Origin of the sequence: Gemmobacter nectariphilus DSM 15620, from assembly GCF_000429765.1 — a bacterium.
In the GTDB taxonomy this organism is placed as follows: Bacteria; Pseudomonadota; Alphaproteobacteria; order Rhodobacterales; family Rhodobacteraceae; genus Wagnerdoeblera; species Wagnerdoeblera nectariphila.
This window is the reverse complement of record NZ_KE386949.1, coordinates 15,694-36,484: the sequence shown is the minus strand read 5'-3', so window position 1 is coordinate 36,484 and position 20,791 is coordinate 15,694. Positions and strand designations below refer to the sequence as shown.

The window sequence follows — 20,791 nt, the reverse complement described above, 5'->3', positions numbered from 1 at the left end:
CCACGGGAGAAAACGGATGAATTACGACGCTCAGCTGGATGCCGCCCTGCAACGGCTGCACGACGAAGGCCGCTATCGCACCTTCATCGACATCGAGCGTCGCAAGGGCCATTTTCCCCATGCCGTCTGGCGCAAGCCTGACGGGACCGAGCAGGACATCACCGTCTGGTGCGGCAACGACTATCTGGGAATGGGCCAGAACCCTCAGGTGCTGGCCGCCATGCACGAGGCGCTGGATGCCACGGGCGCCGGCTCGGGCGGCACGCGCAACATTTCGGGCACCACCGTCTATCACAAGCGGCTGGAAGCCGAGATCGCGGATCTGCACGGCAAGCAAGCCGCGCTGGTGTTTTCCTCGGCCTATATTGCCAATGATGCCACGCTTTCCACGCTGCGGCTGCTGTTTCCCGGCCTGATCATCTATTCCGACGCGCTGAACCATGCCTCGATGATCGAAGGCGTGCGCCGCGGCAATGGCCCCAAGCGCATCTTCCGCCACAACGATGTGGCCCACCTGCGCGAGCTGATCGCTTCCGACGATCCGGCGGCGCCCAAGCTGATCGCCTTTGAATCGATCTATTCGATGGATGGCGATTTTGGCCCGATCAAGGAAATCTGCGATCTGGCCCAAGAGGTTGGCGCCCTGACCTATCTGGATGAAGTTCACGCAGTCGGCATGTATGGCCCGCGCGGGGCGGGGGTCGCGGAACGCGATGGCCAGATGCACCGCGTCGACATCATCAACGCGACGCTGGGCAAGGCCTTTGGCGTGTTCGGTGGCTATATCGCCGCCAGCGCGAAAATGGTGGACGCGATCCGGTCCTATGCGCCGGGCTTCATCTTCACCACTTCGCTGCCGCCGGTCGTCGCGGCCGGTGCCGCCGCCTCGATCCGCCTGCTCAAGACCGAGGAAGGCCAGAAGCTGCGCGATGCCCAGCAGCTGCACGCAAAGATCCTCAAGATGCGGCTCAAGGGCATGGGCCTGCCGATCATCGACCATGGCAGCCATATCGTGCCGGTGCATGTCGGCGATCCGGTGCATTGCAAGATGCTGTCCGACATGCTGCTGGAACAGTTCGGAATTTATGTCCAGCCGATCAACTTCCCGACCGTGCCGCGCGGCACCGAACGGCTGCGCTTCACGCCCTCGCCGGTGCACGATTCCGGGCAGATTGATCGTCTGGTGCGCGCGATGGATTCGCTCTGGTCGCACTGTGCGCTGAATCGTGCCGAGTTGACGGCCTAGAACAATTCCTCGTGTGTGCATCGCTCCGATCTGTGCTAGACGTTGCGCAGGGTTCAGCTAAAAGCCGAGTCGCACCGCCGGGGGCGACGGGCAGCAAAAAATTCGGCATGGGGCAGGCGGCATGATTTGGCGGAAGGGCAAACCTTCGGCGGAGGTCGACGAGAAGCCGAAAGGCTTTGACGATTACGACCTGCGCCTTGGCGACCTGATGCGGGGCGAACGGGCCACATTGGGCAAATCGCTTCTGGATGTGCAGCGCGAGCTGAAGATCAAGGCCACCTACATCGCTGCCATCGAAAATGCCGATGTCTCGGCCTTTGAAACGCCGGGCTTTGTGGCGGGCTATGTGCGCTCGTATGCACGTTATCTGGGCATGGACCCGGATGCCGCCTATCAGCAATTCTGCGCCGAGGCGAATTTCACCGCCGTTCCCAAGGGGTTGGCAACCTCTCCCGCGCCGCGCGCGCAGGCGGCGCGTCCGCGCCCGCGCGGGCTTGAGGCGCTGGCCGATCCCGACGCGCTGTTCGTCCCGCGGGGTGAGCACTGGGTCAGCCGGATCGAACCCGGTGCCGCAGGTTCGGTGCTGGTGCTGCTGCTGCTGATCGCCGGGATCGGCTATGGCGGCTGGTCCGTCCTGCGCGAGGTGCAGCGCGTTCAGGTGGCGCCCATCGAACAGGCGCCGTCGGTTGTCGCCTCGATCGACCCCTTGGGCAATGTCGGCGCCGGTTCGGCGCTGAAGGTCGCCGATGGTCAGCCCGAGGAAACCCAGCCCCTGGCCCCGACGGCCGAGGCGCTTGGCCGCCTCTATCGCCCGCAGGCGCTGGATGTGCCGCAGATGGTGTCGCGCGATGGCCCCATCGCCTCGATCCTGCCGGAACGCCCGGCCGCCGAGGCTGTGGCCACCGCCGCCCAGCCCGAGACCGAGGAACAGCCCGTCCGCGTTCTGGCCGACGCCGCGCCGGCGGTCGAGATCATGGCGACCCAGCCCTCCTGGGTGCGGGTGCGCGCGGCCGATGGCACGGTGCTCTTTGAAAAGATCCTCGACGCCGGCGATTCCTATGTGGTCCCGCAATCCGATGCACCGCCGACGCTGCGTGCAGGCAATTCGGGCTCGGTCTATTTCATCGTCAAGGGTCAGGCCTATGGTCCGGCCGCTGCCGGGGCACAGGTCGTCAGCAACGTTGCCCTCTCGCCCGAGGCGCTGTCAGACAAATATGCGCTGGTCGATCTGAAGTCCAAACCCGACGTGGCCCGTCTGGTGCAGGTCGCCCAGGCCAAGTATCTGGGCGCGGACGACGCGCAGGAGTGATCGGCTGGGCCTTGCCCGCTTCGGCAGGCAGGGCTATCTGATCGTGACCCCTGAACGCGGAGACCGGTCATGTCGCACAACCCCATCCGCCCGTGGCGCAACATCGATCGCCGCAAATCACGCCAGATCCGCGTAGGCTCGGTGCTGGTCGGCGGCGATGCACCGATCTCGGTGCAGACGATGACCAACACCCTGACCTCGGACGCCAGGGCGACCATCGACCAGGTGCAGCGCGCCGCCGCAGCCGGGGCCGACATCGTGCGCGTGTCCACCCCCGATGTCGACAGCACCCGCGCCCTGCGGCAGATCGTGGCGGAAAGCCCGGTGCCGATCGTGGCCGACATCCACTTCCACTACAAGCGCGCCATCGAGGCCGCCGAGGCGGGCGCTGCCTGCCTGCGCATCAACCCCGGCAACATTGGCAACGCCGCCAAGGTGCGCGAAGTGATCAAGGCCGCGCGCGACCATGGGTGTTCCATCCGGATCGGCGTCAATGCCGGGTCGCTGGAAAAGCACCTGCTGGACAAATACGGCGAGCCTTGCCCCGATGCGATGGTGGAATCGGGGCTCGATCATATCAAGCTGTTGCAGGACAACGATTTTCACGAATTCAAGATCAGCGTGAAAGCCTCGGACGTGTTCATGGCCGCCGCCGCCTATCAGCAGCTGGCCACCGTCACCGACGCGCCCATCCACCTGGGCATCACCGAGGCGGGCGGCCTGATGGCGGGCACGGTGAAATCCGCCATCGGCCTTGGCTCGCTGCTGTGGTTCGGCATTGGCGACACGATCCGCGTCTCGCTGTCGGCCGACCCTGTCGAAGAGGTCAAGGTCGGGTTCGAGATCCTCAAATCGCTTGGCCTGCGCACCCGCGGCGTGCAGATCATTTCCTGCCCCAGCTGCGCGCGGCAGGGCTTTGACGTCATCAAGACCGTGGAAAAGCTGGAAAAGCGGCTGGAACACATCAAGACCCCGATGAGCCTGTCGATCATCGGCTGCGTGGTGAACGGCCCGGGCGAGGCGCTGATGACCGACATCGGCTTTACCGGCGGCGGGGCCGGGAACGGCATGGTCTATCTGGCCGGCAAGCAAAGCCATCGCATGTCGAACGATCAAATGGTCGAGCACATCGTCGAGCTGGTGGAAAGGCGCGCCGCGGAAATCGAGGCAGCAGAAGAACCCGCCGAATAGCGGCTTTCAGCCCGGCCAACGCACGCCGCCCCTGCTTTCGCCTTGGTGCAAATATCCTCGGGGGTGAATGGCCCGGAACGGGCCAGAGGGGGCAGACAGCCCCCTTGCAACCCTGGCCAGACAGGCCAACCTTCCGGTCGTACTAACCGAAGAATTGCCGCGGCTGGCGGGGCAGCACGATCAAACGGCTGTCCTCGGCCAGATTGGCGACGATCCAGCGCAGATCGCGGCGCGAAAAGCCGATGCAGCCAGCGGTTGGCGCACCAGGGCGGCGCCATTGATGGATGAAGATCGCCGATCCCCTCCCGGCCACCGCCACGGGCCAGTTCCAGCCCGTGACCACCACCAGATCATACATCGGATCGGCGCGGCGCAGCTTTTCGTGGCTGGGCGCATAGGGCGCGCGGACATGCTGGTTATAGGCCGCATCCCCCGCATCGTCCGACCACAGGTCGCCCGGCCCGATCGGCATGGCGCCGGGGACGGGGCAGGGAATGCGGTCGGGGCGATACAGCACCGGGCCAATGGCATGAACCCCGGTCGGCGTGCCGCCATCACCCTCGCGCTTGAGGGCGGCATCCACCACCCCACCGCGCCCGACGGTGCAGGGGATCATCCGCCCCATGAACCGCGCGCCCATCGGTGTGATCACAATATCCTGCGGCCGTGCAACGATCATAGCAGATGCCCCGATTTGGCCGCCTTGGTCGCCAGATAGGCACGGTTTTGCGCCGTCTCGCCCACTTTCAGCGGCACGCGTTCCGTGACCTCCAGCCCCTGGGCCTGCATCATCGCGACCTTGGCGGGGTTGTTGGTCATCAGCCGGACCTTGGAAAAGCCCATCTTGCGCAAGATCCCCGACCCGATGCGAAAATCGCGCTCGTCATCCTCGAACCCCAGACGGTGGTTGGCCTCGACGGTGTCAAAGCCCTGATCTTGCAAGGCATAGGCGCGCATCTTGTTGGCCAGACCAATCCCCCGGCCCTCCTGGTTCAGATACAGCAGCACCCCCGCGCCTTCCTGCCCCATCTGCGCCAAGGCGGCGCGCAGCTGCGGGCCGCAGTCACACTTCAGGCTGCCCAGCACGTCGCCGGTAAAACAGGCCGAATGCAGCCGCGCCAGAACGGGGGCCGAACGGTCGGGCTGGCCGATCTCGATGGCATAGTGTTCGACCGTGCCATCCTCGGGTCGAAAGATATGCACCCTCCCGGCTTCAGAGGCGACCAGCGGCACACGGGCCGACACCACCGGCAGCAGGGGGCCGGCGCGGAACAGTTCGGGCTCGATCTCTGACACGGGCAGAAACGTCAGGCCATTGCGCGCCGACAGCGCCAGCCCGTCCGTCACCGCCACCGTCACCACCGCCGGCAACAGATGCGCCGACTTGGCAAGCGCAATCGCCGTGCGATGCAATGCCGCCGGACCCTCGCGCAGGCTGGCGAAGGGGCCTTTCATCGGCTTTGACAGATCATCCTTGGGGTCCGCGACCGATTGCAGCCAGCCCAGCCCCGCATCGCCCGGCACCACGATCCGCGCCAGATCGCCATCATAGGCGCGGGCCTTCAGCGTCTCGGCCCGCCGGGCGGTGATGGCCAGCACCGGGGCGCCAAGCGCCCGCAGATCGGCCAGGCGGTCGGCATCCAGCGCCTCGACCGCCGCCGCCAGGATCGCGACCCCCTCGCCCCCCAGCACCACCGGCAACCCCATGCGCAGGTCGGCGCGGGCGCGGTTCAGCCGTTCGGGCAGGGTGGGTGCAAGGGTCATGGCGGGCTCCTTGGTTCAGCGATAGACCCAGCGGCGCCGGGGGGCAAGGGGCCGCGCCGTCGACAGAAACTGAAACAATTCCCGCCCTTGCGACACGAGACCGTGAATCCTTGTTGCAAAACTTGAATTCGGCCGGGCCCGCGCTCACGTTCCCGATATCGGAACAAGGAGGCCCCCATGGCAAACCTGCGTAAAATCCTTCTGGTCGACGACGACGACGACCTGCGCGAGGCCCTGTCGGAGCAGTTGGTCATGACCGAGGATTTCGACGTCTTCGAAGCCGGGACCGGCGCCGATGGTCTGGACAAGGCCAAGGCGCAGCATCACGACCTGATCATCCTGGATGTCGGCCTGCCCGACACCGACGGGCGCGAGCTGTGCAAGCGGATGCGCAAGGCCGGCATCAAGGCCCCGATCCTCATGCTGACCGGGCATGATTCCGATGCGGACGCCATTCTTGGCCTGGATTCGGGGGCGAACGACTACATCACCAAGCCGTTCAAGTTCGCCGTCCTTCTGGCCCGCATCCGCGCCCAGCTGCGCCAGCACGAACAGTCCGAGGATGCGGTGTTCCAGCTTGGGCCGTATACCTTCAAGCCGGCGCAGAAGATGCTGGTCGATGCCAAGGAAAAGAAGGTTCGCCTGACGGAAAAGGAAACCAACATCCTGAAGTTCCTCTATCGCGCGGGGCAACAGGTGGTGGCGCGCGATGTGCTGTTGCATGAGGTCTGGGGCTATAACGCCGGGGTCACGACCCATACGCTGGAAACCCACATCTACCGCCTGCGCCAGAAGATCGAGCCCGATCCCTCGAACGCGCGGCTGCTGGTCACCGAAAGCGGCGGTTACAAACTGGCTGTCTGATCGTCACAGTGTTGCCGGAATTGGCGGTTATCCACAGATTCACAGGATGATCGTTTCCTGATCGGTTCCCCTGGCCGCAACGGGGTCATGTTGCGGCACCTCCCTGTTGGACCTGGCCCGGGCCTTGTGCCCGGGCTCTTTTTTGCAACAGTGACGTAACGTCATTCCGTTTTGGCGCGGAACCGCTTGCGAAGTCGCGCGTTCAGCCTAAAGTTGTAAAAGTGGAAACCTCCCTGTTGGACCTCGCCCCGACGCCACTGGCGCCGGGGCGTTCTTTTGCAGCGGCGTTCCCTTTTCGTGCTGGAAGCCGGGGGCAGGGGCGGCTATCGTGGCGGCCCGCCCAACCGGAGCCTGCCATGTCCTTCACCCTCGCCACCTGGAACATCAACTCGGTCCGCCTGCGCGAGGCGCTTGTCAGCAAACTGTTGACCGAGGAATCGCCCGATGTGCTGTGCCTTCAGGAAATCAAGTCGCCGGTCGACAAGATGCCGGTCGAGGCGTTTCATGCCCTCGGCTATCGCCACATCGTTGCGCGGGGGCAAAAGGGCTATAACGGCGTCGCCATCTTGTCGAAACTGCCGATCATGGATGCCGGGGACCGCGACTTTGCCAGCCTTGGCCATGCCCGCCACGTTGCGGCGCAGCTGGAAAACGGCGTCACGATCCACAATTTCTATGTCCCGGCAGGCGGTGACATTCCCGACCGTGACCAGAACGTCAAATTCGGGCAAAAGCTCGATTTCCTGGCCGAGATGCGCGACCACTTCCGCTGGGAACGGCCAGACCGTGCGATCCTTGTGGGCGATCTGAACATTGCGCCGCGCGCCGATGACGTGTGGAACCACAAGGCGCTGCTGAAAATCGTCTCGCATACCCCGGTCGAGGTCGAGGCCCTGGGCGATGTTCAGGACTCGGGCGGCTGGGTTGACATCACCCGGCAGGATATTCCCGAAGGCCCGCTGTTTTCCTGGTGGTCCTATCGCAGCCCCGATTGGGATGCGGCCGACAAGGGGCGGCGGCTGGATCACATCTGGGCCACCGCCGATATCGCCACTGCGGGCCATTCCAGCCGCATCCTGCGCGCCGCGCGCGGCTGGGACCAGCCCAGCGACCACGCGCCGGTGTTTGCCAGCTTCGATCTTTAACCCATCAGATCGCGCAGCGCGCCGGCCACGGCGCCTGCCAGCGTCTCATGGCCCTGGCATCGTAATGCACGCCGTCAATGGGGCTGACGGCGATCACCTCGCCCGCGTCCAGAAACCCAAGGCCCCGCGCCTTTGCGAAATCGCGATACAGCGGCGCCAGCGCCCGCGACTTGGCCGGCCCGCCCATGTAGTCGGGGGCCAGAACCCCGGCCTCTTCGACCGGCGGGGGGCAGATCAGCAGGATCCGCAGGCCGGGGTGGCGGGCGGCCATGTCGGGCGCACGCGCCATGTCGATCAGCGCGGCAATGCCGCCCAGGATTCGCTCGGGCGTCGCGCCATAGCGCAGCTTGACATCGTTGGTGCCCAGCATCAGCGTCATGGCGTCCAGCGGCCCATGGGTCAGCAGCGCGATGCGCAGCCCGATGGTGCCGTCCATATGCGCGCCCATCACCGGATCGGGGAACATCGTGGTGCGTCCGGGCAGCCCCTCTTCGGCCAGGTCCCAGTCCGGGCCCAGCAGGGCCGCAGCACGGGTCGGCCAGCGGATCTCGCGCCCATGGCGTTCAAAGACGCCGCGCGTGTGCAGCGGCAAGGTGCCATGGGTGTTGCTGTCGCCATAGGTCAGCAGTCTGGGCATGGGGCCTCCGATCAATTTGCCGCCATGCTAGGCGCCAGATCGGCGGGTGCAACCCCTTGGCAGGCGGCGGTGCGGCGCGCATATAGGACGCAATGGAATTGAGGAGGGCGTCATGCTCGGGTTTGGAGATACGAAGCCGAAGGCCCCGGCGGCCGGTCTGGTCACGGACGGCACCGAGGCGACCTTCATGCAGGATGTGATCGAGACCAGCCGCGAAGTGCCGGTCATCGTCGATTTCTGGGCGCCCTGGTGCGGGCCGTGCAAGACGCTGGGCCCCGCGCTCGAGGCGGCGGTGAACGCGGCAGGCGGCAAGGTGCGCATGGTCAAGATCGACGTCGATCAGAACCAGATGATCGCGGGCCAGCTGCGCATCCAGTCAATCCCGACGGTCTATGCCTTTTGGCAGGGCCAGCCGGTCGACGGGTTCCAGGGCGCGCTGCCGGCCTCGGAAGTGAAGAAATTCGTCGAACGCGTGGCGGCCGTGGCGGGCGATGGTGGCTTGTCCGAGGCGATCGCGGCGGCCGAACAGATGCTGGCCGAAGGCGCGGCGGCTGACGCGGCCGAAACCTTTGCCGCGATCCTTGAAGAAGAGCCGGGCAATGCTGCGGCCTTTGGTGGCCTTGCGCGCGCCTATCTGGCGGTGGGGCAACTGGATCAGGCCGAAGCCTTCCTTGGCACGGCGACGCCCGAGCTTGCCCGCTCGAAAGAGGTCGAGGCCGCGCGGGCCCAGCTGGCGCTGGCGCGTCAGGCGGCGAATGCCGGCCCCGAGGCCGAGCTGCGCGCCGCCGTCAAGGCGGATCCCGCCAATCATCAGGCGCGCTTTGACCTGGCCAATGCGCTGCATGCCGCAGGCGATGTCGAGGGCGCGGTCGACGCGCTGCTCGAGCTGTTCCGGCGCGACCGCGACTGGAACGATGGCGCGGCCAAGGCGCAGCTGTTCACCATCTTTGATGCGCTGAAGCCGCAAGACCCCATCGTGCTGAAAGGGCGGCGCAAGCTGTCGTCGATGATCTTTTCGTGACACGAGGGCGAGGGGGGCCAGCCCCCCTCTTGGCCGTTCCGGCCAATTCACCCCCCGGGATATTTCCGGACAGATGAAGGGGCGGGCCGAAGGCCATGAAACATCCGGGCGATCTGCCAGAGGTGATACCGATCTTTCCGCTGACCGGGGCGCTGCTGCTGCCGCGCGGGCGGCTGCCGCTGCATGTGTTCGAGCCGCGCTATCTGGCGATGGTCGAGGATTGCATGAAAACACCCGAGCGGCTGATCGGAATGATCCAGCCGCGCGAGGTTCCGGGCGGCGAGCCGCGCCTGCAGGCCATTGGCTGTGCGGGTCGGCTGGTCTCGTTTTCCGAAACCGACGATGGGCGCTACATGATCACCCTGGGCGGCGTGTCGCGGTTTCGGGTGCGCGAGGAGGTGCCCGGCTTTACCCCCTATCGGCGGGTGCGCGCCGACTGGTCCGATTTCACCCGCGATCGTGGCGGCGCCGAAGAGGATCCGGGCTTTGACCGCGCCGCCTTTCTGCCGTTGCTGCGGCGGTTCTTTGCCGCGCGCGGGCTGGAAACTGACTGGGGCACGCTGGACGAGGCGGGCAGCGAATTGCTGATCAATGCGCTGTCCATGCTGTGCCCCTTTGGCCCCGAGGACAAGCAGGCGCTGCTCGAGGCGCCATCCTTGCAGACCCGGCGCGAGACGCTGGTGACGCTGATCGAATTTGCCCTGCATGCGGGCGAAGCCCCCGAGGAGCCGAAGCAATGACCACCGCCCCCTTTGATCGCAGGATGCTGGAACAGCTGGTCTGCCCGGTGACGCGCGCCCCGCTGTCCTGGGATGCCGAGCGGCAGGAACTGGTCAGCCGCGCTGCGCATCTGGCGTTTCCGGTGCGCGGCGGGATCCCGGTGATGCTGGTCGGCGAGGCGCGCGAGATCGACTAGCCGGCATCCATCGCCGCGAGCAAGGCGGCATGGCGGGCCAGATAGTCGGCGCGCACCTGGGCGGGGGGCTGCAGGCGAATCTCCAGCCCCTGGGTCAGGGCGAGGTTTGGGCGGCCGAACAGGCGGTTCGCCTCGGGCAGGCTGAAGCCGGCGATCTGCACGGCTTCCAGCCAGGCGGATACGCGGTCAGCGGCCTTGATCGCCTTCTTGATCGCGACCGGCAGGGCGGCTGGCAGGCCAAAGCGGATGTGGATCGCGGCGGTCAGCCGGGCGTCAAGGTCGCCATAGCCGGGGCCGACGGCGGTCTTGACCGGGCTGATCATGTCGCCGATCACATATTCCGGCGCATCGTGCAGCAGCGCCGCCATGCGCCAGCGGGCCGGCTGGCCGGGATTGGCGCGGGCGAACAGGGTTTCGACCAGCAGCGAATGTTCGGCGACCGAATAGGGCCAGTCGCCATGGGTCTGCCCGTTCCAGCGCGCGACAAAGGCCAGGCCATGGGCGATGTCCGCGATTTCAATGTCCACCGGCGTCGGGTCCAGCAGATCGAGGCGGCGGCCCGAAAGCATTCTTTGCCAGGCGCGGGGCTGTTTCATGGCATCTCCTCCGCTATGCGCGGATCGTCTAGCCCCGCCGGCCGCCCCTGTCAAAGCCCGGCGCGCTTGCGCAGCGCGCTTGCCGTGGCGGCTGCCACCACAAGCCCGCCATCGAACACCAGGTTGACGCCGCCCGCCCCGTCGCCTTGTGCCTCGCGCACCACGGCGTAATGCTCGACGTCCTGCACGCCCAGCGAGGCGCCGGCGGCAAAGCTTTCCAGCCGGAAGCTGTAGGGGCCATGTGCCAGCAAGGAGCCCGTGCTGTCGATCCCGTCCCATGTGATTTCAGCCGAGGAGACGGGCAGGGGCAGGCGCTGCACCTCGGTCCCGCTGGCGTCCAGCACGATCAGCTGCATCGTATCGGCCAGCGTGGGCGGGTTGGGCGACAGGGTCAGCGGCTGGCCCGTGAACTGCGCGGCGCCGCTGACCCGGGCCTCCATTCCGATCCAGCCGGAAAGCTGGGCCATGCTGGACAGGCCAAGCTGATCTGACAGCCCGGACAGCCGGTCATTGGTACGAATCTGCTGTTCGACCCCGGCAAAGGTCGCCAGCTGGGTCGCGAATTCTGTCGATTCCATCGGGTTCAGCGGATCCTGATTCTGAATCTGCACCGTCAGCATCCGCAAGAAGGTGTCGAAATCCGAAGTCAGGGCCGATGTGCCTTGCGCGCTGACGGGTGCGGGTGTGGCGGCGGTGCTGGTGGCGCCGATCATGGTCATCGTGGGCTCCGTTTCAAAGGCGAAGGTCAAGCGCCGCGCCGCTGCCTTGCAGGGGCGCGCTGCGGTGGGATGCGTGGGGGGCGGCGGTTTCAGGCGCACCTGCCTGCGGCTGGCGGCGGGGCTGGTCCCTGGATTGGTCGCCAAAGGTGAAACTTGTCCCCTCATACCCGGCCGAGCGCAGTTCGGCCGCCAGATCGCCCGTATTGCGGCGCAGAAGGTCCAGCGTGTCGGGGCGCTCGGCGTGGATATGAACCCGCATCACATCGCCATCCTGCTGCAGCGTCACGCGCACGCGCCCCAGTTCCTCGGGATCGAGGCGCAGGTCGATCTGGCCGTCCTTGGCGGTGACGATGGCTTCGGACAGCTGGGCCGCAGGCGGGGGCGGGGCGGCATGGGGTGGCGCGGGGCTGACAGGCGATGCAGGCGCGGCGCCCATCTGGTGAATGGTGGGGCTGGCAAGGGGGTGATCGCCGCTGGCCTCAAACGGGTCGGCAGCGGCCCATGGCCGGGTGGCGGGCAGATCGGACAATACTGGGGCGGGCGCACGAGGCGCCGGCGCAGCGTTTGGCGCCGATTCGGGCGTGCGGACGGCCGCGGCTGGCGGGCCCGACATCTGGTCGCGCTCTGGCGCCTCCGGGTCTTGCGCAATCAGGTGCGGGGCCAAAGGCGCGGGCGCCGCGATCGGTCCTGCCGGGGGCGTCGGACCATTGGCGGGACCTTCGCTGACAAGGCGAGTGACCGGAACTGTCCGGCCGCGCGGCGCAAGGGGCAAAGGTTCTGAAATCGAGCCTGGCTCGGGCGCCTCGACCATTGCGCGGGGCGCGTTCGGGCGGGGCACCGCATCATGCGCCGGACCTGCGGCATCGGTCGTGTCCCCTGGCGCGGGCATCTGGGTGTGCGAGGGCGTCGCCTGTTCGTCTGGGGCCAGAGTCGGGGGAGGAACGATTCGGAAGGCCACGGTGCTTTCGCGCGGCAATGGCAGGGCGAACTGGTGGGAATCGACCATCGGCCGCCCGGCGGCGGGGGGGGGGCTTGCTGCCAGGCCGCATCATGGCAGGGGCATCAGCCGCCGGCTTTGGGTCGGGGACGGCGGCCACCCTGTCATCGAGGGCTGATGGGGGGGGCATGGGGGCCGGTTGCCCCTTGATCGTGGCCATATCTGGCGCCTCTGTCCTGGGCGCGGCCGGCAGGGGCATGTTTGCGCCGGCTGCTGGTGCGGCCGGCCGGAATTCAGATGATGCGCTTTCGCCGCCCGCCACCGGATGTGTGGCGGGCGCCCAGGCCAGCGGCGGAGTCGCGGACGGCGGGGGCCGGGCGGAACCGGCCGGGGGACTGGGGCTATCTTGCGAACGCTCGGGGTATGGCGCGGGCGCCCCTGGATCGAGCGCGATGGGGCGGCGGTGAATGTCGCCCTCAGGCACGTGAATCCTGACGGTCTCGGCAGGCGAAGGCGGGATGTCCCGCTGCGTGCGGGCGGGGATGGGGGCGTCTGCGGGCGGCTGAGCGGGCGCGCCAGCGGGCATCCCGTTCCGGGGCTCCACCGTTTGTGTCCCGGATGGCGCTGTCGCGTCGCTGGGCCACGCGAAGGCCGGTGGTATCAAGACCGCGCGCGCCTGGCGATCTGCTGGCACCGGGCCGGCAGGTGTCTCGCTGTCAGGGGGCGAGGCAGTCTGCGCGGTGCGAGGCGCGGTGGGCGGTTCCATGGGCATGGGGGGCATCGTCGCCGCTGCAGGTTCCGGGCGCAGGGCCGGCCCTTGCAGCGCCCTACCTTGCACGGGGGGCGGCCCGGCCTGCGGCGCAGCAGCCGCAGTCGGTGCAGCCGAGCCGTCCGGGGCCGCGGCCTGCATCGTCCCGGTCGGCGGTGCGGGCATGGGGGGGGCAACGGGCACGGGCGCGTCAGGCGCGGGGCCTTCGGGGGCGTCCTTGGTCCGTGAAACCCTGGCCGGCGGATCTGCGGGCCGATCGCCTGCGCCGCTCTGGTCCCATGCCATCTGGAAGCCCTCGGCCCGCGGGGCCACGCCTGGGCCAAGGGTGCGTGCCATGGCAACCATGCTGGCAAAGACGGCTTCGATATTCATGCGACCCTCACGCGACTTCTGTCGGATCAGGGCAGCATGGCGCATCGGGGTTACCGATTTGTTTACCGCGCTGAAGCAAGATCGTTTCAATTCGACCTGATGCGGAGCTTGCCATGATCCCCCCCGTTTCCAGCGCCCATGCGCCCCCCGATCCGCGCGACACTGTCCTGCGCGCCCGCGCGCAAGAGCTTGAAGGTCAGTTTCTGGCCGAAATGCTGCGCCATGCGGGGGCCGGTGCGACGCCCGAAACCTTTGGCGGCGGGGTTGGCGAGGATCAGTTCGCCTCGTTCCTGCGCGAGGCGCAGGCCCAGGCCATCGTGCGGCGCGGGGGAATCGGTCTTGCTGAACATCTGTTCAACGCGCTGAAGGGGCGCGCCGATGTCGAGCCCCGCTGACCGTCTGATCCTTGCGCTCGAGGCGCTGCGCGAGGCGGCGCTGCGCGGCGACCTGGCCGCCTTGCCCGCCTTGACCGACCGCGTGACCGCCGGGGTCGATGCGCTGGAACCCGCTGCGCCGTCGCGCGCCAGTCTTGCCCGGATCAAGGTCCGCGCCGAAGAGGTTGCGGTGCTGCTGGACGCGACCGGGCGCGGACTTGCCGCCGCCCGTCAGCGTCTGGCCGAGATCGACCGCTTGCGCCGAACCCCCGCCACCTATGGCGGCGACGGGCAGCGCCATGCCCTGAGCCGGGACGGGGCCCCGCTGCGCCGGGTCTAGTGGATTTGCAGAAAATGCACGGCATTCGGCCGATGCGTCTTAGGAGGTTCTTAGAGATTGGACGGCTGAATGGCCTTGCATCCCGTGACGGGGTGGCGCGGCGATCCCCGCCGCAAGGGCAGAAGGCCAGGGCCGCCACCGCAAGTGGCAAGTAATCCGGTGCAAAGCGCCGGTTCCTTCAAGGAAAGTTCAACATGTCGTCCATTCTTACCAATACCAGCGCGATGGTTGCCCTTCAGACTCTGAAAGGGATCAACAGCAACCTGGAAAAGACCCAGCAAGAGATTTCGACCGGCAAATCCGTGGCCACCGCGCGCGACAATGCGGCGGTCTGGGCGATTTCCAAGGTCATGGAATCGGATGTGAACAGCTTCGAGGGGATCTCCAGCAGCCTCTCGCTTGGCTCGTCGACCATCGCGGTGGCGCGCTCGGCTTCGGAGCAGATCACCGATCTTCTGTCCGAGGTGAAGGACAAGATCGTCTCGTCGCAGGAAGAAAACGTCGACCGCGCCAAGATCCAGGAAGATATCGTTGCCCTGCGTGACCAGATCAGCTCGATCGTCGGGGCGGCGCAGTTCAACGGCCTGAACCTGCTGTCGAACAGCGAGGGCGGCGCCACCGTCGCCCAGATCGTCGGCAATACCGGCGCGGGCAAGGGGATCAAGGGCTCGGGCGAGGTGTCGGTCCTGGCATCGCTGGATCGCTCGTCCTCGGGCACCGTCTCGGCCTCGAGCATCGCGGCCAGCAAGGCAGACCTTGGCACCCAGGCGCTGACCTGGGGCACGGGCACCGATCTGGCCGCTGCGGCCATGACCGGCGCGGGGGCGATTGCGGCTGGCGCATCGGGCACGCTGACGGTCGTTGGCGATACGGCGACCGCAGCCCGCGGCGGCAATGCCGTGCTGGCCGGCGATGGCTATTCGATCGGCGGCCTGACCGGCATCACGGCCAACATCCGCTATGTGGCGCGCGATGGCGACACCCAGGCCGACATCGCCAAGGCGCTGGTCTCGCGCATCAACTATGAGGCGGAAAAGGCCGGCGTGAAGATCTCGGCCGAGGTGGACAGCAACACCGGGGTGAAGATCACCAACAACACGACTGCCGGCATCACCACCACCTCGACCCTGACCACGGGCGGCAAAGCCGGTGGGGGCCTTGCCCTGCTGGGCGAGCTGGACGTGACCAGCAGCGAAGGCGCCGCCGCGGCGCTGAGCGCGATCGAGGGGCTGACCCAGACGGCGATCAAGGCTGCCTCCGATTTCGGGACCGCGCAAAAGCGGATCGACATCCAGAACAAGTTCGTCGGCAATCTGGTCAACTCGCTCAAGGCCGGTATCGGCTCGCTGGTCGATGCCGACATGGAAGAGGCCTCGGCCCGCCTGCAGGCGCTTCAGGTCCAGCAGCAGCTGGGGGTGCAGGCGCTGTCGATCGCCAACCAGGCACCGCAGAGCATTCTGTCGCTGTTCCGGTAATGCCAGTTCCGGGGCGCGCAGTCCAGCGCGCCCCGGTGTCCTGACCTGCCGCAGCACCAGAAGGTTCCGCCATGAACACCGTCAACTTTGCCCATACCGCCTATGGTCAGCCCCGCGCGCCCATGCGTTCGCCCCGCGGGCTGGAATACGATCTGCTTGCCCGCGTGACGCAGCGCCTTCGATCGGCCTGGGAAGGCCGCAAGCAGAATTTCCCCGCGCTGGCGGTCGCCATTTCCGACAATCGTCAGGTCTGGTCGACCCTTGCGCTGGATGTCGCCCATTCGGGCAACGGACTGCCGCCGCCCCTGCGGGCGCAGCTGTTCTACCTGTACGAATTCACCGATCAGCACAGCCGCAAGGTGCTGGCCGGGACCGCCAGTGTCGAGGTGCTGGTGGATATCAACACCGCCGTCATGCGGGGTCTGCGCGGCGAAACCGGGGCCGGGCTATGAGCGGGCTTGTCCTCAAGCTTGCTCCGCACGAGCGGGTGCTGATCAATGGCGCCGTGGTCGAGAATTGTGATCGGCGGTCAAAACTGGCGATCATGACGCCGGGGGCACATATCTTGCGCCTGCGCGATGCGATCCACCCCGAGCAGGTGACAACGCCGGTGCGCCGCGTGTGCTATATCGCGCAGCTGGTGCTGTCAGGCGATGTCGATGCCGACGAGGCGCGGCTGCAACTGTTGCGCGGGATCGAACAGCTGAGCCAGGTGATGACCGATCACGACAGCCGATCGCTGCTGGCGCAGGCCTCGCAAGGCGTTGTGGACGGTCAGCCCTATCAGGTGCTCAAGGCGCTTCGCAGCCTCTTGCCGCGCGAGGAGCGTCTGTTCGCAGCGGGCCGGACATGAGCTATGTCCCCTCGATCGGGCTTGGCGGCTACGCGGGCTGGGCGGTGCTCAAGCGCACGGAGGCGACCCAGAAGGCCGCCTTCGACAATCAGAGCTCGGTCAAGCGGGACGAGGATTATTTCCGCGAAAAGATCGGTCAGGTCACCACGCCCGAACAGCTGGTCAGTGATCGGCGGCTGCTGAACGTGGCGCTTGGGGCCTTCGGGTTGGAAGACGATATCGACAACCGATATTTCATCCGCAAGGTGCTGGAAGACGGCACGCTGACCGAAGGCGCGCTGGCGCTGAAGCTGTCGGACACCCGCTATCGCGAGTTTGCAACCGCGTTCGGCTTTGATCTGGCGGTGCCCAAGACCAGATTGTCGGATTTCCCGGACAAGATCGTGTCGCAATGGAAAGACCGGCAGTTCGAGGTATCGGTTGGCACTGTCGATGAAAGCTTGCGCCTTGCCATGAATGCCGAACGCGAGCTGTCAAAGCTGGCCGGTTCGACGATGAGCGAGGATGCCAAATGGTTCAGCGTCATGGGACAAGGGCCGCTGCGCGCGGTGCTGGAAACTGCCTTCGGTCTGCCATCGGCCTTTGGCTCGTTGGATATAGACACGCAAAAGTCCATGCTGAAGCAAAAGGCCAAGGCGGCCTTTGGCGATGACAGCGTCGCCCAATTTGCCGAACCCGGGCGGATGGATGCGCTGGTGAAGCGCTATCTGTTGCGCAATCAGGTGGCCAACATGGGCAGCGGGCTAAGCGCCAGTTCGGTCGCGCTGACGCTGGTCAGCCAGACCGCCCTGGCGATGAAGCAATAGCGATCAGCGCGTGCCCAGAACCTGCGCCAGCTGGCCAAAGCTGGCGCGGGTGTCGCCCGGTTCATCTTCCGACAGGAAGGCATCCAGATCGGGCCAGATGCGGATCGCGGCATCGACCAGCGGATCGCTGCCCGCGGCATAAAGCCCGGCCTGGATCATCATCTCGGCCCGGTCCCAGGCGCCCAGCAACTGGCGGGCGCGGGCGATCAGGGCATTTTCCTCGGGGCTCGCAGCATCGGGCAGGCTGCGCGAGACTGACCGCAGCAGGTCGATCGCCGGATAGCGCCCGCGTTCGGCGATCTTGCGGTCCAGCACGACATGGCCGTCCAGCGTGCCGCGCAAGATGTCGGCGACCGGCTCTTCCATGTCGGACCCGGGCACCAGCACCGAAAAGACTGCGGTGATGTCGCCCGCGCCCTCGGGCCCGGGCCCTGCGCGTTCCGCCAGCGACATGATCGCATGCGAGACCGATGGCGGATAGCCGCGCAGGCTGGCCGTTTCGCCAGCCGCAAGGGCGATTTCGCGATGCGCCTCGGCAAAGCGGGTCACGGAATCGGCCAGAAACAGCACATGCCGCCCCTGATCGCGGAAATGTTCGGCCACCGCCATCGCCGTCCAGGCGCAGCGGCGGCGGATCAGCGGCGCCTGATCCGAGGTGGCGGCCACCACGACACTGCGCGCCATCCCCTCGGCCCCCAGCACATGATCGGTAAAGGCGCGCAGCTCGCGCCCACGTTCACCGATCAGGGCGATCACCACGACATCCGCCGCAACGCCGCGCGCGAATTTCGCAAGCAGGCTGGATTTGCCAACCCCCGATCCGGCGAACAGGCCGATGCGCTGCCCGCGCACCAGCGGCAACAGGGTGTTGAAAACCCGAAGCCCGGTTTCCAGCCGCCCCCCCAACCCGCGCCGGCCCGCCGCGGCGGGCGCGGCCCCGCGCAACGCCCGCGCAAGCGGGCCGCGAAACAGCGGCCGGCCATCCAGCGGTTGCCCGAACGGGTCGACGACGCGGCCGATCCAGCTGTCGTCCGGGGCAATGTCGGACCGGCCCGAAACCAGCACCGAATCGCCGATCCCCAGCCCGTCGGTCCCGCCATCGGGCAGAACGGTCGCCCGGTCGCGCGACAGGCCCAGCACCTCGCCGCCCAAGGTTCCATCGCGGCCGCAGATTTCCACCCGGTCAGCCAGGGCAATGCCTTGCGGCAGGCCCGACACCTCTATGACACCGCGCGACAGGGCCGCGATACGCCCCGCCCGCCGTGCAATGCGGATATTGGATATCTCGGCCCGAAGCCCGTCGAACACCGTTCCGGTCATTCCCGCAATCTCCCTGCTGGTCATTACGGTTTCTAAAGGAATCACCCTTAAGCCTTGGTGAAGCAGAGCCAGGGAGAATCCCGATGTTCGTCAACAAGGTCGAAGTTCTGAACATGGCACGGGCGATGGCCGTCCATGCCTCGGCGCGCCAGGGTGTCATTGCCCGCAATGTCGCCAATGCCGATACGCCGGGCTACCGCGCCCGCGATCTGACCAGTTTCGCCGATGTGTGGGACAGTCAGGGCACCGCGCTGCGCACCACCCGCGCCGGGCATGTCGGCGGCACGGCGCAGGCCAGCGTGGGCCTGATGCCAGACCGGCTGCACGCCAGCCCGAATGGCAATTCCGTCTCGCTGGAGGCGGAAATGGTCAAGGCCGCCGAAACCCGGCAGGCCCATGACATGGCGCTGGCGATCTACAGCAGTCTTTCGGGGAACATTCGTGCAACCCTGGGGCGGAGGTAAGCCATGGCCGACCTCTTGAACAGCCTGTCGTTGTCCGCCTCGGGGATGGAGGCACAGGCAAGGCGCCTGCGCCATTCGACTGAAAACATCGCCAATGCCGATACCCCCGGATATCGGCGCAAGATCACCGATTTCCGCACGGCGGCCGATGGCACGGTGGTGCCGGGTGCCGTGCGGCTTGACCCGTCGGATCTCGAACGGATCCACGAACCCGGCCACCCGCTGGCCGATGCAGCCGGCTACCATGATGGATCGAACGTCGACATGGTGGTCGAAATCGCGGACGCGCGCGAAGCGCAGCGATCCTATGAGGCGAACCTCAGGATGTTCGATCAGGCCCGGCAGATGACCCAGGGCCTGATCGACCTTCTGCGGCGCTGATCCCAGACAGGAGTTCCAGAATGGACATTACTTCCGGCCTTGCGGCCAGCGCCTATGCCCGCGCGCGCCCTGCCACCCGGCCCGAGCCGCAATCCAGCCCGCTTGCCGGCATGGCGCAGGAATTCACCGATGTGCTGAAGGCAGGCGAGGAGACCGCCATGGCCACCATGACCGGCCGGGCCGACCCCCATGCGCTGGTCCAGGCGCTGTCGGCGACCGAACTTGCTGTCGAAACCGCCGTCACACTGCGTGACAAGGTGGTCGAGGCCTATCAGGAAATCCTGCGGATGCCGGTCTGATGCTGCCGGACGCGGTCATTTACGACACGCTGCGCGCCGCCGTCTGGGTTGCCGTGACAATGTCGGCCCCCTTGCTGGCGGTCGCGCTGATCGCGGGTCTGGCCATCGGCCTGCTTCAGGCGCTGACCTCGGTCCAGGAGATGACATTGACCTTCGTGCCCAAGGTCGGGGCGATGCTGGTCGTTTTCTGGGCCACGATGGGCTTCATGACCGCAACGCTGACCGATTTTTTCACCAACCGCATCATTCCGCTGATTGCCGGAGGCTGAGACATGGAAAACGCGATCTACGCCGCCCTGACCCGCCAGTCGGGATTGATGCGCGAAATGCAGGTGGTGGCGAACAACCTGGCCAATATGGCGACCACCGGCTTCCGGCGCGAGGGGGTGGTCTTTTCGGAATATGTCAAGACGCTGGACGATGCGCCCTCGCTGTCGATGGCGCGGGCATCGGCCCGGGTCGTCGATCTGTCGCAGGGCGATATCACGGCAACGGGGGGGCAGCTGGATTTCGCCATCCAGGGCGATGGGTTCTTTCTGATCGAAACCCCCGATGGCGAACGGCTTTCGCGGGCGGGCCATTTCACGCCTGGCCCCGAGGGGGAGCTGATGAATCCCGATGGCTATCGCCTGCTGGATGGCGGCGGCGCGCCGGTTGTGCTGCCGCCGGGCGCGGCCCATGTCAGCCTGGCGCGCGATGGCACGCTGTCGGCGGATGGCACGCCTGTGGCGCGCATCGGCCTATGGCTGCCGGCCGACCCGACCAGCCTGCGGCACGAGGCGGGCACCCTGTTCTCCGCCGATGCCCCCGAGCCGATGGAAGAGGGCGGCACCGTCGTGCAGGGCCATCTGGAAGGGTCGAACACCGACCCCATCGCCGAGGTCGCCCGCATGATCGAGGTGCAGCGCGCCTATGAATTCGGACAGACCCTTATGGACCGCGAAGATCAGCGGATCCGCAATGTTCTTCAGACCCTTGGCCGATAGGAGTTTC

Annotated in this window: 27 protein-coding genes; 20 read left to right on the top strand and 7 right to left on the bottom strand. The window is 66.7% G+C overall.

Annotated features, from left to right (window positions below; translation table 11 throughout):
• Window positions 1–16: 16 nt before the first annotated feature.
• The 3 genes from hemA to ispG all read left to right on the top strand — a co-directional run bounded on the left by hemA (window position 17) and on the right by ispG (window position 3,746).
• Window positions 17–1,246 carry a 5-aminolevulinate synthase gene (gene hemA, locus G481_RS0118885; RefSeq protein ID WP_028031369.1) on the top strand — a complete coding sequence of 410 codons (1,230 nt, stop codon included), beginning with the start codon at window positions 17–19 and terminating at the stop codon, window positions 1,244–1,246.
• A gap of 121 nt (window positions 1,247–1,367) precedes the next feature.
• A complete protein-coding gene (locus tag G481_RS0118880) occupies window positions 1,368–2,555 on the top strand; it encodes a helix-turn-helix domain-containing protein (RefSeq protein WP_028031368.1) in 1,188 nt (395 codons plus the stop codon).
• A 69-nt stretch (window positions 2,556–2,624) separates the two neighbouring features.
• On the top strand, window positions 2,625–3,746 hold the full coding sequence (gene ispG, locus G481_RS0118875) for a flavodoxin-dependent (E)-4-hydroxy-3-methylbut-2-enyl-diphosphate synthase (RefSeq protein ID WP_028031367.1): 1,122 nt from the start codon (window positions 2,625–2,627) through the stop codon (window positions 3,744–3,746).
• Window positions 3,747–3,888: 142 nt separating this feature from the next.
• Here the strand turns inward: ispG and G481_RS0118870 are convergent, their stop codons facing one another.
• Together G481_RS0118870 and ribA are read right to left on the bottom strand one after the other, a co-directional pair.
• Window positions 3,889–4,425 (bottom strand): L,D-transpeptidase family protein, encoded by a 537-nt coding sequence (locus G481_RS0118870; RefSeq protein WP_035026790.1) that lies wholly within the window; start codon window positions 4,423–4,425, stop codon window positions 3,889–3,891.
• The gene (gene ribA, locus G481_RS0118865) at window positions 4,422–5,510 is read right to left on the bottom strand and encodes a GTP cyclohydrolase II (RefSeq protein WP_028031365.1); all 1,089 of its coding nucleotides are present in this window, start codon (window positions 5,508–5,510) and stop codon (window positions 4,422–4,424) included. The genes G481_RS0118870 and ribA overlap by 4 nt, the downstream gene beginning before the upstream one ends.
• Window positions 5,511–5,687: 177 nt before the next feature.
• Between ribA and G481_RS0118860 the strand changes: the two genes are divergently transcribed.
• Window positions 5,688–6,374, top strand: a complete 687-nt coding sequence (locus G481_RS0118860; protein WP_028031364.1) for a response regulator transcription factor — start codon at window positions 5,688–5,690, stop codon at window positions 6,372–6,374.
• 356 nt (window positions 6,375–6,730) lie between these two features.
• Complete coding sequence (locus G481_RS0118855) at window positions 6,731–7,519, top strand: exodeoxyribonuclease III (RefSeq protein ID WP_028031363.1); 789 nt, start codon at window positions 6,731–6,733, stop codon at window positions 7,517–7,519.
• A gap of 4 nt (window positions 7,520–7,523) precedes the next feature.
• Here G481_RS0118855 and G481_RS24635 read toward each other — a convergent pair whose 3' ends face one another.
• Window positions 7,524–8,156, bottom strand: a complete 633-nt coding sequence (locus G481_RS24635) for a GDSL-type esterase/lipase family protein (RefSeq protein WP_245595014.1) — start codon at window positions 8,154–8,156, stop codon at window positions 7,524–7,526.
• Between the two features lie 112 nt (window positions 8,157–8,268).
• Here G481_RS24635 and G481_RS0118845 point away from each other — a divergent pair, with 112 nt between their 5' ends.
• The 3 genes from G481_RS0118845 (at window position 8,269) to G481_RS0118835 (ending at window position 10,093) form a co-directional block, all read left to right on the top strand.
• Window positions 8,269–9,177, top strand: coding sequence for a thioredoxin family protein (locus G481_RS0118845; RefSeq protein ID WP_028031362.1), 909 nt, complete (start codon window positions 8,269–8,271; stop codon window positions 9,175–9,177).
• Between the two features lie 95 nt (window positions 9,178–9,272).
• Window positions 9,273–9,917: an LON peptidase substrate-binding domain-containing protein gene (locus tag G481_RS0118840; protein WP_028031361.1), complete on the top strand. Its 645-nt coding sequence runs from the start codon at window positions 9,273–9,275 to the stop codon at window positions 9,915–9,917.
• The gene (locus tag G481_RS0118835; RefSeq protein WP_028031360.1) at window positions 9,914–10,093 is read left to right on the top strand and encodes a Trm112 family protein; all 180 of its coding nucleotides are present in this window, start codon (window positions 9,914–9,916) and stop codon (window positions 10,091–10,093) included. Before G481_RS0118840 ends, G481_RS0118835 begins: the two co-directional genes overlap by 4 nt.
• On the opposite strand, the gene G481_RS0118830 is transcribed toward G481_RS0118835, so the two are convergent.
• From G481_RS0118830 to fliK, 3 genes are read right to left on the bottom strand one after another with little or no spacing between them, the layout of a single operon-like run.
• Window positions 10,090–10,689: an HD domain-containing protein gene (locus G481_RS0118830; protein ID WP_028031359.1), complete on the bottom strand. Its 600-nt coding sequence runs from the start codon at window positions 10,687–10,689 to the stop codon at window positions 10,090–10,092. The two genes, G481_RS0118835 and G481_RS0118830, sit on opposite strands and share 4 nt — an antisense overlap.
• Before the next feature lie 50 nt (window positions 10,690–10,739).
• On the bottom strand, window positions 10,740–11,408 hold the full coding sequence (locus G481_RS0118825) for a flagellar hook capping FlgD N-terminal domain-containing protein (RefSeq protein WP_028031358.1): 669 nt from the start codon (window positions 11,406–11,408) through the stop codon (window positions 10,740–10,742).
• Window positions 11,409–11,421: 13 nt separating this feature from the next.
• Complete coding sequence (gene fliK, locus G481_RS26315) at window positions 11,422–11,937, bottom strand: flagellar hook-length control protein FliK (RefSeq protein ID WP_161630549.1); 516 nt, start codon at window positions 11,935–11,937, stop codon at window positions 11,422–11,424.
• 1,511 nt (window positions 11,938–13,448) lie between these two features.
• Between fliK and G481_RS26150 the strand changes: the two genes are divergently transcribed.
• The 7 genes from G481_RS26150 to G481_RS0118790 all read left to right on the top strand — a co-directional run bounded on the left by G481_RS26150 (window position 13,449) and on the right by G481_RS0118790 (window position 17,334).
• On the top strand, window positions 13,449–13,586 hold the full coding sequence (locus G481_RS26150) for a hypothetical protein (RefSeq protein ID WP_154664694.1): 138 nt from the start codon (window positions 13,449–13,451) through the stop codon (window positions 13,584–13,586).
• Between the two features lie 13 nt (window positions 13,587–13,599).
• Entirely contained in the window at window positions 13,600–13,881 is a 282-nt protein-coding gene (locus G481_RS0118815) for a rod-binding protein (protein ID WP_028031357.1), read from the top strand.
• A complete protein-coding gene (locus G481_RS0118810; protein WP_028031356.1) occupies window positions 13,865–14,200 on the top strand; it encodes a hypothetical protein in 336 nt (111 codons plus the stop codon). The genes G481_RS0118815 and G481_RS0118810 overlap by 17 nt, the downstream gene beginning before the upstream one ends.
• 194 nt (window positions 14,201–14,394) lie before the next feature.
• Complete coding sequence (locus G481_RS0118805) at window positions 14,395–15,675, top strand: flagellin (protein WP_028031355.1); 1,281 nt, start codon at window positions 14,395–14,397, stop codon at window positions 15,673–15,675.
• Window positions 15,676–15,746: 71 nt separating this feature from the next.
• Window positions 15,747–16,127, top strand: a complete 381-nt coding sequence (gene flaF, locus G481_RS0118800) for a flagellar biosynthesis regulator FlaF (protein WP_028031354.1) — start codon at window positions 15,747–15,749, stop codon at window positions 16,125–16,127.
• On the top strand, window positions 16,124–16,528 hold the full coding sequence (gene flbT, locus G481_RS0118795) for a flagellar biosynthesis repressor FlbT (protein WP_028031353.1): 405 nt from the start codon (window positions 16,124–16,126) through the stop codon (window positions 16,526–16,528). Before flaF ends, flbT begins: the two co-directional genes overlap by 4 nt.
• Window positions 16,525–17,334: a DUF1217 domain-containing protein gene (locus G481_RS0118790; protein ID WP_028031352.1), complete on the top strand. Its 810-nt coding sequence runs from the start codon at window positions 16,525–16,527 to the stop codon at window positions 17,332–17,334. Before flbT ends, G481_RS0118790 begins: the two co-directional genes overlap by 4 nt.
• A 3-nt stretch (window positions 17,335–17,337) precedes the next feature.
• Here G481_RS0118790 and G481_RS0118785 read toward each other — a convergent pair whose 3' ends face one another.
• A complete protein-coding gene (locus tag G481_RS0118785; RefSeq protein ID WP_028031351.1) occupies window positions 17,338–18,654 on the bottom strand; it encodes a FliI/YscN family ATPase in 1,317 nt (438 codons plus the stop codon).
• Window positions 18,655–18,737: 83 nt separating this feature from the next.
• On the opposite strand from G481_RS0118785, the gene G481_RS0118780 reads away from it, so the two are divergent.
• From G481_RS0118780 to G481_RS0118760, 5 genes are read left to right on the top strand one after another with little or no spacing between them, the layout of a single operon-like run.
• Window positions 18,738–19,118, top strand: a complete 381-nt coding sequence (locus G481_RS0118780) for a FlgB family protein (protein ID WP_028031350.1) — start codon at window positions 18,738–18,740, stop codon at window positions 19,116–19,118.
• A 3-nt stretch (window positions 19,119–19,121) separates the two neighbouring features.
• Window positions 19,122–19,499 (top strand): flagellar basal body rod protein FlgC, encoded by a 378-nt coding sequence (gene flgC, locus G481_RS0118775; RefSeq protein WP_028031349.1) that lies wholly within the window; start codon window positions 19,122–19,124, stop codon window positions 19,497–19,499.
• A gap of 20 nt (window positions 19,500–19,519) precedes the next feature.
• Window positions 19,520–19,798, top strand: a complete 279-nt coding sequence (fliE, locus tag G481_RS0118770; protein WP_028031348.1) for a flagellar hook-basal body complex protein FliE — start codon at window positions 19,520–19,522, stop codon at window positions 19,796–19,798.
• Complete coding sequence (locus G481_RS0118765) at window positions 19,798–20,067, top strand: flagellar biosynthetic protein FliQ (protein ID WP_028031347.1); 270 nt, start codon at window positions 19,798–19,800, stop codon at window positions 20,065–20,067. The genes fliE and G481_RS0118765 overlap by 1 nt, the downstream gene beginning before the upstream one ends.
• 3 nt (window positions 20,068–20,070) lie before the next feature.
• The gene (locus G481_RS0118760; protein WP_028031346.1) at window positions 20,071–20,784 is read left to right on the top strand and encodes a flagellar hook-basal body complex protein; all 714 of its coding nucleotides are present in this window, start codon (window positions 20,071–20,073) and stop codon (window positions 20,782–20,784) included.
• The last annotated feature ends 7 nt before the right edge of the window (window positions 20,785–20,791 follow it).

Bases quoted from the DNA above. Each gene is read 5' to 3' on its own strand.
- hemA (WP_028031369.1), top strand. From the start codon at position 17: ATGAATTACGACGCTCAGCTGGATGCCGCCCTGCAACGGCTGCACGAC.
- G481_RS0118880 (WP_028031368.1), top strand. From the start codon at position 1,368: ATGATTTGGCGGAAGGGCAAACCTTCGGCGGAGGTCGACGAGAAGCCG.
- ispG (WP_028031367.1), top strand. From the start codon at position 2,625: ATGTCGCACAACCCCATCCGCCCGTGGCGCAACATCGATCGCCGCAAA.
- G481_RS0118870 (WP_035026790.1), bottom strand. From the start codon at position 4,425: ATGATCGTTGCACGGCCGCAGGATATTGTGATCACACCGATGGGCGCG.
- ribA (WP_028031365.1), bottom strand. From the start codon at position 5,510: ATGACCCTTGCACCCACCCTGCCCGAACGGCTGAACCGCGCCCGCGCC.
- G481_RS0118860 (WP_028031364.1), top strand. From the start codon at position 5,688: ATGGCAAACCTGCGTAAAATCCTTCTGGTCGACGACGACGACGACCTG.
- G481_RS0118855 (WP_028031363.1), top strand. From the start codon at position 6,731: ATGTCCTTCACCCTCGCCACCTGGAACATCAACTCGGTCCGCCTGCGC.
- G481_RS24635 (WP_245595014.1), bottom strand. From the start codon at position 8,156: ATGCCCAGACTGCTGACCTATGGCGACAGCAACACCCATGGCACCTTG.
- G481_RS0118845 (WP_028031362.1), top strand. From the start codon at position 8,269: ATGCTCGGGTTTGGAGATACGAAGCCGAAGGCCCCGGCGGCCGGTCTG.
- G481_RS0118840 (WP_028031361.1), top strand. From the start codon at position 9,273: ATGAAACATCCGGGCGATCTGCCAGAGGTGATACCGATCTTTCCGCTG.
- G481_RS0118835 (WP_028031360.1), top strand. From the start codon at position 9,914: ATGACCACCGCCCCCTTTGATCGCAGGATGCTGGAACAGCTGGTCTGC.
- G481_RS0118830 (WP_028031359.1), bottom strand. From the start codon at position 10,689: ATGAAACAGCCCCGCGCCTGGCAAAGAATGCTTTCGGGCCGCCGCCTC.
- G481_RS0118825 (WP_028031358.1), bottom strand. From the start codon at position 11,408: ATGACCATGATCGGCGCCACCAGCACCGCCGCCACACCCGCACCCGTC.
- G481_RS26150 (WP_154664694.1), top strand. From the start codon at position 13,449: ATGGCAACCATGCTGGCAAAGACGGCTTCGATATTCATGCGACCCTCA.
- G481_RS0118815 (WP_028031357.1), top strand. From the start codon at position 13,600: ATGATCCCCCCCGTTTCCAGCGCCCATGCGCCCCCCGATCCGCGCGAC.
- G481_RS0118810 (WP_028031356.1), top strand. From the start codon at position 13,865: ATGTCGAGCCCCGCTGACCGTCTGATCCTTGCGCTCGAGGCGCTGCGC.
- G481_RS0118805 (WP_028031355.1), top strand. From the start codon at position 14,395: ATGTCGTCCATTCTTACCAATACCAGCGCGATGGTTGCCCTTCAGACT.
- flaF (WP_028031354.1), top strand. From the start codon at position 15,747: ATGAACACCGTCAACTTTGCCCATACCGCCTATGGTCAGCCCCGCGCG.
- flbT (WP_028031353.1), top strand. From the start codon at position 16,124: ATGAGCGGGCTTGTCCTCAAGCTTGCTCCGCACGAGCGGGTGCTGATC.
- G481_RS0118790 (WP_028031352.1), top strand. From the start codon at position 16,525: ATGAGCTATGTCCCCTCGATCGGGCTTGGCGGCTACGCGGGCTGGGCG.
- G481_RS0118785 (WP_028031351.1), bottom strand. From the start codon at position 18,654: ATGACCGGAACGGTGTTCGACGGGCTTCGGGCCGAGATATCCAATATC.
- G481_RS0118780 (WP_028031350.1), top strand. From the start codon at position 18,738: ATGTTCGTCAACAAGGTCGAAGTTCTGAACATGGCACGGGCGATGGCC.
- flgC (WP_028031349.1), top strand. From the start codon at position 19,122: ATGGCCGACCTCTTGAACAGCCTGTCGTTGTCCGCCTCGGGGATGGAG.
- fliE (WP_028031348.1), top strand. From the start codon at position 19,520: ATGGACATTACTTCCGGCCTTGCGGCCAGCGCCTATGCCCGCGCGCGC.
- G481_RS0118765 (WP_028031347.1), top strand. From the start codon at position 19,798: ATGCTGCCGGACGCGGTCATTTACGACACGCTGCGCGCCGCCGTCTGG.
- G481_RS0118760 (WP_028031346.1), top strand. From the start codon at position 20,071: ATGGAAAACGCGATCTACGCCGCCCTGACCCGCCAGTCGGGATTGATG.